This window comes from Paenibacillus qinlingensis, from assembly GCF_031455095.1.
In the GTDB taxonomy this organism is placed as follows: domain Bacteria; phylum Bacillota; class Bacilli; order Paenibacillales; family NBRC-103111; genus Paenibacillus_E; species Paenibacillus_E qinlingensis_A.
Window position 1 is genome coordinate 132,032 of the sequence record NZ_JAVDSB010000005.1, and the last position, 15,980, is coordinate 148,011.

The 15,980-nt window shown below is 49.1% G+C and carries 16 protein-coding genes; 13 read left to right on the top strand and 3 right to left on the bottom strand.

Annotated elements, in window-relative coordinates:
• Window positions 1-104 precede the first annotated feature (104 nt).
• From J2736_RS16395 to J2736_RS16420, 6 genes are all read left to right on the top strand, one after another.
• Window positions 105-1,040 carry a hypothetical protein gene (locus tag J2736_RS16395; protein ID WP_310499678.1) on the top strand — a complete coding sequence of 312 codons (936 nt, stop codon included), beginning with the start codon at window positions 105-107 and terminating at the stop codon, window positions 1,038-1,040.
• 74 nt (window positions 1,041-1,114) lie between these two features.
• Complete coding sequence (locus J2736_RS16400) at window positions 1,115-1,852, top strand: ABC transporter ATP-binding protein (RefSeq protein ID WP_310499679.1); 738 nt, start codon at window positions 1,115-1,117, stop codon at window positions 1,850-1,852.
• Window positions 1,845-2,597: an ABC transporter permease gene (locus tag J2736_RS16405; protein ID WP_310499680.1), complete on the top strand. Its 753-nt coding sequence runs from the start codon at window positions 1,845-1,847 to the stop codon at window positions 2,595-2,597. Before J2736_RS16400 ends, J2736_RS16405 begins: the two co-directional genes overlap by 8 nt.
• A gap of 5 nt (window positions 2,598-2,602) precedes the next feature.
• Entirely contained in the window at window positions 2,603-4,081 is a 1,479-nt protein-coding gene (locus J2736_RS16410; protein ID WP_310499681.1) for a sensor histidine kinase, read from the top strand.
• Window positions 4,078-4,767 carry a response regulator transcription factor gene (locus J2736_RS16415; RefSeq protein WP_310499682.1) on the top strand — a complete coding sequence of 230 codons (690 nt, stop codon included), beginning with the start codon at window positions 4,078-4,080 and terminating at the stop codon, window positions 4,765-4,767. Before J2736_RS16410 ends, J2736_RS16415 begins: the two co-directional genes overlap by 4 nt.
• 144 nt (window positions 4,768-4,911) lie before the next feature.
• Window positions 4,912-5,598 carry an MgtC/SapB family protein gene (locus tag J2736_RS16420; protein ID WP_310499855.1) on the top strand — a complete coding sequence of 229 codons (687 nt, stop codon included), beginning with the start codon at window positions 4,912-4,914 and terminating at the stop codon, window positions 5,596-5,598.
• Between the two features lie 49 nt (window positions 5,599-5,647).
• On the opposite strand, the gene J2736_RS16425 is transcribed toward J2736_RS16420, so the two are convergent.
• Window positions 5,648-6,100 carry a flavodoxin gene (locus tag J2736_RS16425; protein WP_310499683.1) on the bottom strand — a complete coding sequence of 151 codons (453 nt, stop codon included), beginning with the start codon at window positions 6,098-6,100 and terminating at the stop codon, window positions 5,648-5,650.
• 158 nt (window positions 6,101-6,258) lie between these two features.
• On the opposite strand from J2736_RS16425, the gene J2736_RS16430 reads away from it, so the two are divergent.
• The 6 genes from J2736_RS16430 (at window position 6,259) to J2736_RS16455 (ending at window position 12,890) form a co-directional block, all read left to right on the top strand.
• Entirely contained in the window at window positions 6,259-7,227 is a 969-nt protein-coding gene (locus J2736_RS16430; RefSeq protein ID WP_310499684.1) for a TrmB family transcriptional regulator, read from the top strand.
• A complete protein-coding gene (locus J2736_RS16435; RefSeq protein WP_310499685.1) occupies window positions 7,224-7,892 on the top strand; it encodes an HD domain-containing protein in 669 nt (222 codons plus the stop codon). The genes J2736_RS16430 and J2736_RS16435 overlap by 4 nt, the downstream gene beginning before the upstream one ends.
• Window positions 7,893-9,039: 1,147 nt before the next feature.
• Window positions 9,040-10,287: a DUF445 domain-containing protein gene (locus J2736_RS16440; protein ID WP_310499686.1), complete on the top strand. Its 1,248-nt coding sequence runs from the start codon at window positions 9,040-9,042 to the stop codon at window positions 10,285-10,287.
• Window positions 10,288-10,314: 27 nt separating this feature from the next.
• Entirely contained in the window at window positions 10,315-11,154 is an 840-nt protein-coding gene (locus J2736_RS16445) for an ABC transporter ATP-binding protein (protein ID WP_310499687.1), read from the top strand.
• Entirely contained in the window at window positions 11,087-11,851 is a 765-nt protein-coding gene (locus tag J2736_RS16450) for an ABC transporter permease (RefSeq protein WP_310499688.1), read from the top strand. Before J2736_RS16445 ends, J2736_RS16450 begins: the two co-directional genes overlap by 68 nt.
• 13 nt (window positions 11,852-11,864) lie before the next feature.
• Window positions 11,865-12,890, top strand: coding sequence for an ABC transporter substrate-binding protein (locus tag J2736_RS16455; RefSeq protein ID WP_310499689.1), 1,026 nt, complete (start codon window positions 11,865-11,867; stop codon window positions 12,888-12,890).
• Window positions 12,891-12,977: 87 nt separating this feature from the next.
• Here the strand turns inward: J2736_RS16455 and J2736_RS16460 are convergent, their stop codons facing one another.
• Both J2736_RS16460 and J2736_RS16465 read right to left on the bottom strand, forming a co-directional pair.
• Window positions 12,978-13,442: a bactofilin family protein gene (locus J2736_RS16460; RefSeq protein ID WP_310499690.1), complete on the bottom strand. Its 465-nt coding sequence runs from the start codon at window positions 13,440-13,442 to the stop codon at window positions 12,978-12,980.
• Entirely contained in the window at window positions 13,439-14,455 is a 1,017-nt protein-coding gene (locus J2736_RS16465; RefSeq protein ID WP_310499691.1) for a M23 family metallopeptidase, read from the bottom strand. Before J2736_RS16465 ends, J2736_RS16460 begins: the two co-directional genes overlap by 4 nt.
• A 185-nt stretch (window positions 14,456-14,640) precedes the next feature.
• On the opposite strand from J2736_RS16465, the gene J2736_RS16470 reads away from it, so the two are divergent.
• Entirely contained in the window at window positions 14,641-15,834 is a 1,194-nt protein-coding gene (locus tag J2736_RS16470; RefSeq protein WP_310499692.1) for a beta propeller repeat protein, read from the top strand.
• Window positions 15,835-15,980 lie beyond the last annotated feature (146 nt).

The following is a 15,980-nucleotide window of genomic DNA, read 5'->3' on the forward strand; positions in this document are numbered from 1 at the left end:
GTTTAGTGGCAATTAAGTCTTGAGGGCTAAGATAGTCAATATGGAAGCGCAACTAGCGCGGCCAAATTAGAGAAAGCGTATGGATTACGCGGAGGCAGGACGAGATGAATAAGAAGTTAGCGATGTTGGGATTAGGTGTAGCTGTAGGCAGCATGATGCTAGTGACTTCCGTATATGCAGGTGTGGGAGAGGCTCCCGGTTATGAAGCTTTCAAATCAGCAGTGAAACAAACAGCGACAATTAAGAACGTAACACGCCAGGTCAACGTGTCTTTACAGGACAATGGAGCTTCCCTGCTCCAAGTAAAATCAACGATTAAAACCGGCGGAGCCGATCACGCTGGAAGTGCACAAGTGAATGTAACCAGTGGCACGAATGAGCAGCAAACCATTCAATTCTACAGCCAAGATGGCAAGCAGATTGTCAAAACAGCAGATTCTGACGTCTATAAAGTCATTGAAGGTGACAACGCACCGTCGAAGTTCAAAGGACATAACAAAGGCAATCATACCCCAGACCCTGAAGTCATCAGCGAAGTGGAAAATGTTGTAGATACATTGGTGGGCAATTTGAAAAATTATGTCACGATGGACGAAACGGCAGGAAACGGCAAAGAAATTCATTTCAAGCTTTCCGGCAGCCAAATCTCTCCCGTTGTGAACACGGTAGGTTCACTTGTTATCAAGCATGGTGTGATGGCCAAAGATGAGCCTATGCCAACCAAAGCCAATACGCTCGGTATCGACCTAGCGACATTAAGAAATAGTCTGCCGCAGCTTTCTTCCGACATCTCAATGGACGCAGTGGAAGTAAATGCGAGCGTGGATGAGGATGATCACATTACGAGTCAGTCGGCGCAAATTCATTTGTCTGGTAAAGATGCGCAAGGCGCTGAACATGATGTTGTGCTTCGCATTGACATGACGCTGTCCAGCTTGAACTCGACGACGCCGGATACGGTTGATTTGAGCGGGAAGCAAGTAGAGAACGTGAAATTTGACGAATTGTCGGGCCACAAAAACTGGGGCGATAAGCACTAAGCATTACTTATATCAAAGAGGAGCTGTCAACCTCAGTTGACCTCCTCACTTCCTTATTGAAAGGCGGAGGCCGTGTGAAACACATCGTTGAGATGAGCCAAGTAACGAAGATTTTTAGTAACCTGCGCGGCATCCATGCGGTTAATATGACCGTGCAACGCGGCGATATTTATGGCTTTTTTGGGCCAAACGGAGCGGGAAAAACAACCGTCATGAAGATCATGACAGGCCTTTCTCAAGCACAGCAAGGCGAGGTGAAGCTTTTCGGCTACAATGTGAAAACACAGTATGAGCAAGCGATGGCGAAGGTCGGCGTATTGATCGAAACAGCAGAAGCTTACACCTACATGAGCGGCAGAAGAAATCTGGAGCAAGCAGCGCGATTGTACCCAGAGGTGAGCAAGCAGCGTGTGGATGAAGTGCTGGAGATTGTAGATCTCACTCCTTTTCAGCATGAAAAAGTAGCGGGTTACTCACTTGGCATGAAGCAAAGGCTGGGACTAGCGGCCGCGATGCTTGCTAAGCCGGAGCTGCTCATTCTCGATGAGCCTACGAATGGTCTGGATATTGAGGGCATGGTTCACATTCGTGAAATCATCCTACGGTTAGCGCGAGAGGAACGGATAACGTTTCTAATCTCTTCTCATCTCATCCACGAAATGGAGTTAATGTGTAATCGGATTGGCATTATCCATCAAGGAAAGCTTATCCGTGAGGGATTAGTCTCCGATTTGCTCAAAGGCAGCCCCTCATTGGAAGCCGCCTACCTGCGGGAAATTCAAGAAGTCAGGGGGCTAGCCGCGCATGCCTAGCATACTAACAGCTAACGTCTGGAATGAGACGCTGAAACTCGCCTACAAGAAGAAAACCATCTTCTTCCTAGCCGTAACCTTGCTGCTGCCTATTCTAGCAGGTATCTTGCTCTCGAGATTTCAGCAGGGCATCGGTATCGGCGCGATCGCTGCGAAGGATTTTCCCATTGTGATGCTGGGCTTATTCACGACGATTTTCTTGCCTTTATTCGTATTCATGGGAGCTGCGGATGTGTTTTCTGGTGAAATGGGTGATCGTACGATGAAAAATATTCTGACCCGCCCACTTTCCAGATTCAAAGTGTTTGCTTCCAAGCAGTTGGCACTCGCCATTTACATTGCGCTCTATTTAATAGTAGCTCTTGTGGCATCCGTGATTGCGGCCCTATTTTTTCAGCATTTCGGAGGCATCGGGACCCTCTCCAATTGGCTTCTTGCTTATGGCGCGGCCTTCGTACCTCTGCTAGTCTTGAGTGTTGCAGCGGTCTGTCTGGCACAGTTTTTCTCAAGCAGCAGCTCTGCGTTAACGGTGAGCATCCTCGTGTATCTGGCTTTTAAGGTTGCAGCCTTCTTTTTGCCGCAGATTGCAACTTACTCCCCGACAGCTTACATGGATTGGCATATGCTATGGGTTGGCGGTTCGATTGTGGGGAGCAAGATCCTTTCGATCTTTATGTTTTTGATAGCGTGCAGTATACTATTTTTTACAGCTGGTTATTATTTGTTTGATAAAAAGGAGCTCTGAACCCGATGTCGATTCGCTTTCGGCTAGTCTTGTCCTATATAGCCATGCTGCTTGTACCGCTTGTGCTTTTCGGGCTAGCCGTTATCCTAATCAGCATCGCCACTTTCGGGAGCCTGAAATCAGGTTTTGAAGTGGACTTCTCTCAGCACGGCAACCCGATTAAGCGTGTTATTGATCAGGAAGCGGAAAATGTCGCTTATATCAAGGCCAAAATTGAAACGGAGCCTGATGCCTTTCTACAAGAAGAGTTTGTGAAGGACTTGAACGAGCGCTTTCACAAAATTAATATGGGACTGATCATTCGAAAGGATCAATCGATTACGTATGTATCTTCTTATTTGAAAGACAAAGAAGCCGGTGACACCTCGCTGCTCCCACTTTACGGTACACCACCGGGGAAATTCCAACGAAATCAAGGTTCCCTGTGGATAACTAGACAGCAGGATTTCTTGTTTTCGGATCAAAGTAAAGGAACGGTATTCGTATTTCTAGATGGCGGTCCTTTTCAGAAATATTTGCTCCAATTCTCAAAAACGGTTTTCTTAACCTTTATCATCATCTTGATTGTTACCAATGGCGTGCTGACTTATTTTGTTTCACGCAGCATTATTCGACCACTACGAGCACTCAAAAAGGCGACTGAGGAAATCAAAGAAGGGAATCTAGACTTTGAGATTGTTCCACAGGGCAAAGACGAGCTTGGCGAACTTAGCATTGCATTTGAAGAAATGCGCCGTAAACTCAAAAAATCAGTAGAACTTCAGCTCCAATATGAGGAGAATCGCAAGGAGCTCATTTCGAATATTTCCCATGATTTAAAAACGCCGGTCACCGCAATCAAAGGGTATGTCGAAGGCATCATGGATGGCGTTTCGAATTCACCAGATAAGCTGGATAAATATGTTCGAACCATCTATAACAAAGCGGCGGATATGGATCGACTCATTGATGAGCTGTTTCTATTTTCCAAGCTGGATTTGGGTAAAGTTCCGTTTCAATTCGAAACCGTCGATCTTGGACTTTACGTGCAGGATTGTGCGCAGGAATTACAATTTGATATGGAGAAAAAAGGAGTTCAGTTTACACTTACCGATCTCCCACAAGAGCCGATATTGGTTACAGCTGATCGCGATAAGCTGAGACGTGTGCTCCTCAATATAATAGAAAATGCAATAAAATACAGCGAAGAAGGCAACTGCCAGATTACATTAAGTGTGCAGCAACAGGGGGATTTCGCCGTCATTCAAATCAAGGATAATGGCCAGGGCATCTCAGAGGAGGCGCTTCCGCATATATTCGACCGGTTCTACCGCGCAGATCCTTCGCGCAATACGGCAACCGGAGGCAGCGGGTTAGGACTCGCTATTGCGAAGCAGATTATCGAAGAACATGGCGGGCGAATTGGGGCAACTAGTGTGGTTGGGCAGGGCACCACGGTGTTTATGGCCTTACCACGCCATCAAGGGAAGGGAAGCGAAGCATGAGTCGGATTTTAATCGTAGAAGATGAACAAAGCATTGCCGAGCTCGAACGTGATTATTTGGAAATTAGCGGGTATGAGGTTGATATTGAGACTAGTGGTGAGCGTGGACTTGAGCGGGCACTAACGTTTGACTATGATCTGGTGATTCTCGATCTGATGCTCCCGATTATGGATGGCTTTGAAATTTGCCGGCGCATTCGCAGCGTGAAGGACATTCCCATCGTCATGGTTTCTGCCAAAAAAGAAGACATCGACAAGATACGCGGCCTCGGTCTTGGCGCCGACGATTACATGATCAAGCCATTTAGCCCAAGTGAGCTGGTGGCTAGAGTGAAAGCCCATTTGGCTCGTTATGAACGGCTGATGGGGAAACGCGAGTCGAAGAACGATGAGGTTCGTATTCGTGGTTTGATGATTGATAAAACAGCGCGACGCGTGTTCGTGAATGATAAGGAAGTTATGTTTACGACCAAAGAATTTGACCTGCTGACCCATCTGGCGATGAATCCGAATCGGGTGTATAGCAAAGAGCAATTATTCGATCTGTTATGGGGTATGGACGCGATGGGGGAGATTGCCACAGTAACCGTACATATCCGTAAGCTTCGAGAGAAAGTGGAGCAGGATCCCTCGAATCCACAATATATTGAAACAATTTGGGGAGCGGGTTATCGTTTCCGAATCTAACTAGCTAAGCTTGGGAGAGTGAACAAACTCGTCTCAGGCTTTTTGGTTGTCGGCATAAACATATTTCTAATTTGCAATTGGTTATTTACTTCCCTACTTTGTTAAGATATTGTAAAGGTTACTTAACAAGAGGAGCAGGCGATGATGGAATTTACGGTAGATCTACATATTTTAATGAAACTAGGGATTTCAGCCATTTTTGGATTAATTATTGGATTGGAACGGGAAATTAGAAATAAACCGCTCGGACTCAAAACATCACTTGTCATTTGTTTAAGCAGCTGCTTACTGACAATCGTGTCCATTGAATCGGCCAACAAGTACGCAGTTGCTGGTTTGCATGTGATGGACCCCATGCGGCTAGCGGCGCAGGTGGTCAGCGGAATCGGTTTTCTCGGAGCTGGTGTTATTCTGCGCAAGCACAATGATGTCATTATTGGACTGACGACAGCTGCGATGATTTGGGGCGCTGCGGGGCTTGGTATTGCTGTTGGGGCGGGGTTCTACATTGAAGCCTTTTTCGGACTTGTGCTTATTCTCATTAGCGTAATCGTATTGCCTTATTTTATTAAAAAATTGGGGCCAAGACCTCTGATCATGAAAGATCTGCGTGTACGACTTATCGTATCCCATGATGGGAACTTAACAGCGATTATCAAAGAGATCATTGGCAAAGGGTACAAAATGAAAAGTGTTCATATCAAAGAGTTGAGCCAGGAGCTGCAAGAGCTCAATTTTATCGTGTATGTGGATCGCAAATATGCTTCCGAAGTGTTCGATGAAATGAAAAGCATGGCCTATATCGAAATCGCCGAAGTTGAAACGCTGTAAGAAGAGGACCGGATCGTGGCCGCAGGGCTGCTATCCGGCCTTTTCTTATTTAGGCTGAAACGCCCAGAGCAGTTGCGAATTTGAGACCGAGTTCGTGGCATTGTTGTTTCTCATCCTTGCTCGGATTAAGCTCAACTTTGAAGCCATCAAATACTTTTTCTCCACCAATTTCGGCTAATTTCTCTTCAAGTGTATCCACTGCTTTACCAAAATACGTGTAAGAGGAATCAGCTGAGCCGAATACGCCGAACTTGCGGCCGTCTAGATTAATATCATCCATGTCATCATAGAAATCTTCGAATTCATCAGGCAGATCGCCGTCTCCCCATGTATAAGCACCAAGCAGAACACCTTCATACTTCTCGAGCTCACTAGCATTGGTATCCATCACGTTTTTGAGAACAGGCTCGATACCAGCTTCTTGAATGCCAGCAGCAATAGCCTCGGCTAGTTCTTCCGTATTTCCAGACATGCTTGCGTAGACGATAATGATTTTGGACATGGTGGACCTCCTATTGGTTTTTAGCAACCCATTAACTTCCATCATATTAGATGATAATGATTATCATTGTCAATATAAAATTTTAGTATCTACGTACTGTGAAGCAGTACGACTAGGCAATCATCGTGCTACAATAGGGATATGAGGGGGACTGCGCCATGGAGAATGTTCTACAGCATTTGAGAAACCTTGGCTTCACGGATCTGGAAGCTAAGTGTCTGCACGTGCTTGCCGTGAATGGTACGCAAACTGGCTACGAAATTGCCAAGGGGCTTGGCGTATCGCGTTCAAACGTATACGCAGCTTTACAAAAGCTCGCAGAAAAAGGCGCAGTGCTCACAAGTCATGGTGAACCCACTGTGTATCAAAGTGTGCCGATCGAGGAAATCGGCGAGCGAATGGAAGCGGAGCTGCAAGCCTCTATCCGCTACGTGAAAGAGCACCTGCCTAAGCAAGAGGCGCATCGTTCCGAGTACTTCAGCTTGGAAGGTGAAACCAAGGTTATCGAGCGAATCCGCTCGGAATTGAGGAGAGCGAAGGAAGAGGCCTTTTGTGACTTGTCGCCAGAGGAAGCCAAGCTGCTGAAGGATGACATTCGCGAAGCTGCTACGCAAGGCGTACGTGTAATTGTTATGCCGACACGCGAAGCGGGAGCTGGTTTCTACCCTTTTGCCCGAAAACGAGTTGAAGGTCTGAAGGGTCAGCAGGGACGTAAATTCGCGCTGCTTATTGATCGCAAACTGGCGATCGTTGGCACGCGTGGTGTGGAAGATCCGACGGTGGCTATGCTAACCGAGCATCCAGCTATGGTGGAAATGCTGTATAATCATTTTTGCAGTAGTGTCGTGTTTCAAGAGCTTCAGCAGGATATGGGGACGAAGCTAGAGGATAAATACGGAAAAAATTTCAAAAAAATCATACAGAAACAAATTGATGGCAAAGTGCCTGAACCGAAGAAAATGGAAGAGGGCAAATTGATTGCACTTAAGCTTCATTCTGGGAGTGAGACTGCTGCGGAGCTTGGTAGACTCGATGAGGGTGTATCTAGCGGAAAGATTATGAGTGATGAGGCTAGAGAAGATAGTCCTGAGAAGCTGGAACAAGGAAAGAGGAAGAAGAAGAAATGATGGAACAAGAGCTTGTGGAAGGTCAAAAGAGGATACTACTCGCGGCGGAGGCGCTCGTGAAGGAAAAGCTAGAGCGCGATAGCAGCGGCCACGATTGGTGGCACATATATCGCGTGGTACAAACGACGAAACGCATCGCCGCCCAAGAGGGCGCTGATCGCTTCGTCTGCGAGCTTGCGGCGTTGCTTCACGACGTCGTCGACGAGAAGCTGAACGCCGATCCAGCTGCGGCGCAGCGCGAGCTGGAGGCTTGGCTCGCCGCCAGTGGCACGCCGGCGGCGCAGGTAGAGCACGTGCTGGAGATCATCAGCACGATGTCGTTTAAGGGCGGCGCGCGGCCGCCGATGCGCACGCTGGAGGGCCAGGTCGTGCAGGATGCCGACCGGTTGGATGCCATTGGCGCGGTGGGTATCTCGCGCGTGTTTGCCTATTCGGGCTGGAAAGGCCGCCCGATTCATGATCCTTCCGTCATCGCGCGCGAGCAGATGACGGAGGCGGAGTATCGCGGGGGCAATGACACCGCGATTAATCACTTTTACGAGAAGCTCCTCAAGTTGAAGGAGCTTATGAATACGGCCTACGCGAGGCAACTCGCGGAGGAGCGGCATCGCTTTATGGAGCTCTATCTGCAGCAATTTTATGCAGAGTGGGAAGGCGAGCGATAACAATTATAAGAAAGAGCCACTCGGTGGCTCTTTTTTTCTTAGTCGTGTACAGATTAGCTGAGCTAACAATAATCGACGTCTCACACTGTGGGCCACGTCACATGAGCCTAACTAGTTAACCGAGCGAGCGAATTTCGACGTCTCAGAGTGAGATGTGTGCAGATGAGCTACTGAGCCCGCAATAATCGACGTCTCGTGCAAGGAGCCACGTCATTTGAGCCTAACTAGTAAGCCGAGCGAGCGATTTTCGACGTCTCAGAGTGAGATGGTTGCAGATGAGCTACTGAGCCAGTAATAATCGACGTCTCGCGCAGGGAATCACGTCATTTGAGCCTAACTAGTTAACCGAGCGAGCGAATTTCGACGTCTCAGAGTGAGATGGTTGCAGATGCGCTACTGAGGCAGCAATAATCGACGTCTCACACTGTGGGCCACGTCACATGAGCCTAACTAGTTAACCGAGCGAGCGAATTTCGACGTCTCAGAGTGAGATGTGTGCAGATGAGCTACTGAGCCCGCAATAATCGACGTCTCGCGCAAGGAGCCACGTCATTTGAGCCTAACTAGTAAGCCGAGCGAGCGATTTTCGACGTCTCAGAGTGAGATGTGTGCAGATGCGCTACTGAGGCAGCAATAATCGACGTCTCACACTGTGAGCCACGTCACATGAGCCTAACTAGTTAGCCGAGCGAGCGAATTTCGACGTCTCAGAGTGAGATGTGTGCAGATGAGCTACTGAGGCAGCAATAATCAACGTCTCACACTGTGGGCCACGTCACATGAGCCTAACTAGTTGGCCGAGCCAGCGAATTTCGACGTCTCAGAGTGAGATGTGTGCAGATGCGATACTGAGGCAGCAATAATCGACGTCTCGCGCAGGGAATCACGTCATTTGAGCCCAACTTGCTGCCCGAGCGAGCGATTTTCGACGTCTCAGAGTGAGATGTGTGCAGATGCGCTACTGAGGCAGCAATAATCGACGTCTCACGCAGGGAGTCACGTCACATGAGCCTAACTAGTTAGCTGAGCGAGCCATTTCCACCGCACAGGATACTGCCCGCCAACACCCCTCCCACCTTTCCTTCCAAAATGTGATAAAATAGAAAGAATGAATCATCAACCTCACGCGGAAAGAGATGTTACAACGATGAAAAAAGAAGCTAAGTATATAGCAACGGTTTCACTTGGCGTCATGGGCGCCGGATTTTTAGCCACATTGCCGGTATCTTCAACGGTATGGGGTGCGTTTCTGCAAGGCGGGTTCGAGGCAGGGGTAGTCGGTGGTTTGGCCGACTGGTTCGCAGTCAGCGCCTTGTTCCGTCATCCGCTGGGCATTCCCATCCCGCACACGGCGCTGCTGCCGAACAATCGGGAGAAGATTACGAAGGCACTCGTGTCCACCGTGCAGAATGAGCTGCTCTCCAAAGAAACGATTCGCGCGCGCTTGCAGCAAATTCGTTTCTTGGAGCGAGGTCTAGAACTCGCAGATAAGCAACTAGACAATGCGTCGCTGCACAAAGGGCTTACTGCGTTAGCCAAGCAAGCGTTACAAGCCATTGATTTGGAGAAATTAACTCCTCTTATCGCAGAGGAAATTCATAAAGCGCTTCAAGACGTAGATACAAGTCGACTAGTTCGCACCCTTGTGGACACCATTGAGAACGGCGGCTACGACGGCAAAACGTTTGATTTTGTCCTCGATAAAGTGGCAGCTTGGGCGCTCAAAGCGGATACACGTGACCAACTCGGCGCGATGGCGATCAAAGCGTTTGAAGGCTTGCAGTCCAATGGTTTCATGGCTTTTGCTGTGAATGCTTTCATCGGCATGGTGAATGAGGAGAAAATCGGCGGTATCATCCAGAATTTCGTGCTGAGTTACATCGACCAAATGCGCACGAAAAACCATCCGCGCCGGGAATCTGTGCTTACTTTTATCCGAAGCGAACTGCATAAGTTGGAGCGCAATCCACAGCTAAATGCGGAGCTGGATAAACTGAAATCCAAGCTTCCTGAACTGTTTGACCTAGACGAGAAGCTGACACATATGCTCACCAAATTAAAAGAGAAGGCAGAAACCTTCATCGATGAACCGGACTTTGTCCCTCAGCACGTGGTACCGATCATTCGTAAAATGCTCCTATCCATACGTGAAAACCCCGAAATGCTGCACAAGGGGGAAGACTGGATTCAAGAGCAGATCGCCTCTTATGTGGAACAAAACCATAGTAAAATCGGCCAACTAGTGAAAGAAAACCTAGACAAACTCGACAACGAGAAGTTAACCGTTCTGATGGAAGAGAAGATCGGCAGCGATCTACAATGGATTCGGGTGAATGGGGCGATTTGTGGATTCATCATTGGGTTAGGCTTGGCAGGCTTGAAAATGTTATTCTAATGCGACAAACGTAGGGGATGAGAGAGCTTGATCGAGATTAAGGGAGTCAGCAAGACGTTCGTTCAACGGATCGGCGGCAGCTACAAGGCGTTGGATGACATCACGTTGACGATAAAAAAAGGGGAGTTCGTCTCCCTGCTTGGCCCTTCAGGCTGCGGAAAGTCGACGGTTCTAAACCTTGTCGCAGGCTTTGATACACAATCTGAAGGCATTATTCAGGTCAATGGTAAAAAGGTGACAGGAGCCGGCGCAGATCGCGTCGTCGTGTTTCAGGAGCATGGGCTGTTCCCCTGGCTGACGGTCCTAGATAATGTCGCCTTCGGCCTTAAGCAGAAGGGGATTGCGAAGAAAGAGCGCCTTGAGATGGCGATGGAACAGATCAAAGCTGTGCACTTGAGCCGCTTTGCGGATCGCTATCCGCACGAGCTTTCGGGTGGGATGAAGCAGCGGGCGGCGATTGCTAGAGCGCTGGCGATGGACCCAGAAATATTGCTGATGGACGAGCCTTTTGCGGCGCTAGATGAGCAAACCCGCCTTATTTTGCATAAAGAATTGGAAGAAATATGGATGCGTACGCGCAAAACGATTCTCTTCATTACCCACAATATTCGCGAAGCGGTCATCTTGTCTGATCGGGTTTTGGTGATGTCTACACGTCCCGGCACGATTAAGAAAGAGTTCGCTGTCAAGGCAGCGAGACCTCGCGATAGCGCAGATTCTGTGCTCCACCATATGGAAGCGTTGATTATGGACGCGTTGGCGGATGAGCTGGAGAAGGTTGTGAGAGAGGAGACTGGCGATGAGTACAGCATTAAGAAGAACGATTTTTCTGGTACTGCTGCTGATAGCTTGGGAGGCGGGATTTAGGATTTTCGACTGGGGATGGAAGTTCCCTTCCGTTACGCAGACACTGCAAGCGTTCTACGACGGTATCGCGCATGGCGAACTGCTGCAAGCAGCGGGAGCTAGTATGCTGCGGTTGCTCATTTCCTTTGCTCTTTCCCTCGCGATAGGGATGACGTTAGGGTTCCTATTTGCCCGTTACCGCTTACTGGATGACACGCTGGGCTTCCTCGTAGTCTCGTTGCAGACGATTCCGAGTATTGCTTGGCTGCCTTTTGCTATTATATGGTTCGGTCTTAACGAATCTTCTGTTATTTTCATTACGACGCTAGGTGCTACGTGGACAATGGCTTTGGCGAGCCGCACGGGCATTAAGAATATCCCGCCGATCTATTTACGCGCAGCTCAGACCATGGGGACGGGAAATGGGTTTAATCTGTTCATTCAAGTCATGATTCCGGCCGCTTTTCCACATTTAATCAATGGTGTGCGTACTGCATGGGCCTTCGCGTGGCGAGCGCTTGTGGCAGGTGAGCTGATTGCCAAGGGAGCGGGGCTGGGACAGCTTTTGCAGGATGGACGGAATCTCGGTGACACCTCACTGATGCTCTGTATCGTTATTATTATCGCTGTGCTCGGTACGGTTTCAGACCATTTTTGCTTCAAAAAACTAGAAGATAAAGTGCTAGAGCGCTACGGCCTCGCTGGCTCCAAGTCGTAGGGGAGTGAACGGGATGGCGCAACGCATCAAAGTACTCGTACTGCTTCTACTCACGGTTACACTTCTTAGCGGATGCGAGGAAAAGCTGACAGCGACAGGTAAACCACAGGTTGTTCGGGTCGGTGTATTCAAAAATGTCACACACGCCGCCGCTTACATCGCGCTGGAAAAAGGCTATTTTGCCCGCGAATGGGGCGATGAAGTGAAGATAGAAGTGACACCCTTCGATAATGGGTCCGATCTGTCTATTGCCATGGCGACGGGGGATATTGACGTTGGTTTTGTAGGTCCTGGGCCTGCGACGACTTTTTTCTTAAAAAGCGGTAATTTCCGCGTAGTCTCCGGATCCAATAACGGCGGTGCCGTGCTGGTAGCGAGATCGGACGCAGGCATTCAGACGACCGCAGACTTACGAGATAAAACCATCGCAATCCCAGCCAAGGGGAATACGAATGAAATCTCACTGCGTTTGCTCCTACAGCAATCAGGCATTGCACTAGGGAGAGGCGTAGATAACGCGCATCTCATTGTCCGTTCACCTTCGGATACGCTGATCTCTTTCCGTCAGAAGGAAATCGACGCAGCCTTAGTCCCAGAGCCATGGGGAACACAGATCGAGAAAGCAGGGCTCGGTAAAGTCGTCGTTGATTGGCAGGCGATCCCGCCGAACCATGGCGACTATCCAACTGTGATTATGGTGGCAAGCGACAAGTTCATCCAACACCATCGCGACATGGTGAAAGGTGCCATTAAAGCCAACATGGACGGCATCGCATTCATTCAAAACAGCCCTGACCAAGCCTATGATCTAATTAACAACCAGCTGAAACAATACAGCGGTAAAGGCATGGATAAAAGCTTGATTAAAGCCTCGCTCAGCCGCCTCAAGTTGACCACTGACGTTGATGTGAAGGTGATGGAAGAGATGGCGAAGGTATCGATCGGTGCTAGATATATTAAGGGCATCAAGCCAGAGCAACTGGATCTTAGCCCGTTCGTGGATCTCTCTATGCTGGCCGAAGTGAAGGATGGGAAGTAATGGAAATGAAGGTAATGAGAAAGAGTAAAGAGCTCGTCACACCCGCCGCAGGCGGATGAAGACGAGCTCTTTGTATATAATGCGGCTCTAGTTTCCACCAGAAGCGGCTTGTTGCTCATTTTTTTGCTGCTTATGTGCCTTGGCATCGATGACTTTGCCGCCACTGCTTTTATCCGCTGGTGCTGCCACCGCAGCCCCATTGGCATTCATCGCACTACTGCCTTGGAAGATACCGCCCTCTTCAATAATGAAGGAGCGAACATCAATATTGCCAATCAACACGCCAGACTTTGTCACTATCAGCTTACCCTTCGTATAGATATTGCCTTTCACTTTACCGGCAACGATCACATCGCGCGCGTGGATATTCGATTGTACGACAGCGTTCTCACCAATGGTGATGTCACCGGCACATTCAATGTCACCGTTCATTTGCCCCTCAATGCGAAGACTGGCTTCGGACATAATTTTGCCTTCACAGATCGTACTGCCTCCGATCAGCGTATCCGTTGTTTTGGCATCGATTCGTCTCAATTTCGAGCTTCCAATCATTTGCGTTCATCCTTTCGATCTGAAATGAGATAGGGTTTGGGATCAATCTGTACACCATTTTTATGAACCTCATAATGAAGATGGGAGCCCGTGCTGCGTCCAGTGGAACCAACGAGACCGATCTGTTGACCTTTTGTTACAGATTCTCCGCGTTTTACCAATATTTTATTCAAATGCATATATTCGGTTTCAATGCCTCTGGAATGATCAACAATGATGTAATTGCCTAACTCACCATCGAACCCCACGGAAACAACTTTCCCTGCGGCAGTAACGAACACCGGGTCGTTGTATTCACCATCGATATCATACCCGGTATGCATAGAAGGCCTGTATGTAAAAGGATCGATGCGGATGCCGAAGCCTGAGGTGATACTATGCGAGGTGATGGGCCAAAGCGTGGGTGTAATGCTGCGCAGGCGCTCGGCTTCTTTAATTTTGGCTTCAGATTCGTTGAGGTTGACGAGGAGCGCATTAATATCACCAACTAATGAAAAAAGCCCTTGCTTGGTATCGCTTACGAGGGTAGATACATCATCCATGCTGACAGGAACATCACTGCCGCCAACATCCACATTCGCACCGTTCACGGGCTTGGTGCTCGGGATGCTCGAAACCTTCTTGCTTGTCCCGTTTATGCCCTCTGGCTGACTCATGAGTTCGATCACATGATCTAGTTTTTTAATTTCCTCTAGCTTTACCTTAAATTCATCGGTCTGGTGAGCCAGGTCAATCAAATCAATTTGCAGTTTCTCCAGTTCACTTGTTTTATGTGTAATTTGATCAACCAGCTGACGTTCTTGTCCATCGAAAGCTTGCTGCATGCTGTTTTGAGTTTGATGAGATTGGGTATTCATCAAGTAGATGGTTACCAAGAATCCCATTAGTACAAGCAGGATCACGCTAGGCACAATATACAGTGAGCTGTGCGGAAGCTTGAATCTTACGGTATGGCGGTTGGCACCCGGAATGATCATGAAGGTCAGTTCCTTTTTGCCCCAAATGAATTTCAACAGATCCTCCTCCCTCTCCGTAACGAAGTCCCCCTTCTTGTTTACGATTGTATTCCACAGATGGATGAGTCATGCCTAATTTCTCGCATTCAGGGGAAGATGTTAAGGATGTGAGATCAACTTTTCCCTCTCTGGTAACGTCTATGAAATATCAACTACACAGGCAAGTGAAGGGAGACATTCCTATGTTAAAAAGGGCACTGCTGCTGTTGGCGATAACCACTCTGGCCTTAACAGGGTGTAAATCTTCAGGACAAACAAGTGGAAATGTGACCGTTTCGGATTCACCGAGTCCCCGTGTGGTGGCTACAACGGAGACAACAACGAGCCTCGCTGCACCTGGATCAGCGGCACCGACCGTGCCTGCCAAAGGCAGCGAGGGTACATCAACAACACGATTGCAGGGAGTTACGGCTGTAAGGCTCGCTGATGCGGAAAAAGGGTGGATTGGCGGCAAGGGCTGGATCGCTCGTACCGATGATGGCGGTGTGAAGTGGAAGGTGCAATATACAGGGGCTGGTGATATAGGGCAGTTATTTGCCCTTAATGATCAGGATGCTTGGGCAACGGAAGAAGCTGCGGCGAAACTGTTAAGCACCCATGATGGCGGTGCACATTGGTCGGCAGTCGGTACCGTTCCGAACCAAGCGTTTCTCCACTTCGTATCGAAACAGGAGGCTTACAGTGGGAATGCCCAGACTGTCGATGGCGGTGTCAAATGGAAGACGCTGCCTGTACCCGATGGTATCACAGGCGATGTCTACTATCATGACAGTAAGAACGGCTGGGCTGTTAGACAAGTGAAAGACACGATCGAAGTACTGCGGACGCAAGATGGCGGGCAAAATTGGAAAACCGTCATGTCGCGCCCAACTGTAGCGACACTAACAGGCGCCGTCATTCGCTCCGCAGGTGTGGATGACGCGTGGGTCGAGCTGATAGGGGAGTCGGGGATGACCCAAACATCGTATTCGCTGTTCCACACACGGGACGGAGGGAAGACCTGGCAGACCGTGCTGGTGAACAGTACGGCTGGTGGAGGTCCGGCCCCAGGCTTCCCTGTAGGGGATACGTCGGGGCCGAAGAACACGGGCTCGAAGCCCGGCCCACTCTACGTCGTGAACACCGACGTAGCCTTCATGGGCGGCAGCTGCCCGGCGTGCGACAAGCCGAACTCCGTCGGATGGACGAAGGACGGCGGCAAAACCTGGGTGAACGGGACGGAGTCGTTTACAGGGTACGGCGAGCTGCTGCTGGGCATGGCAGACGCGAATAGCGGCTGGCTCATCACGAATGATCATGAGCAGCCGAGTGTCATGTACACCACCCGCAGCGGTGGCGTGAACTGGAATAAGGTGCATACGTTCGATGCACCGTAATAGAAAGGGACACCGCTGATTCATGGCGGTGTCCCTTTTCTATTTGCGCCCAGCATGGCGGCATCAGCCCCCTTCGCTAATGATTACTCTAACTCGGTGAGGATTATTGATCTGACTTCTCCTAACTTGCTCGGTAATGATTGTAG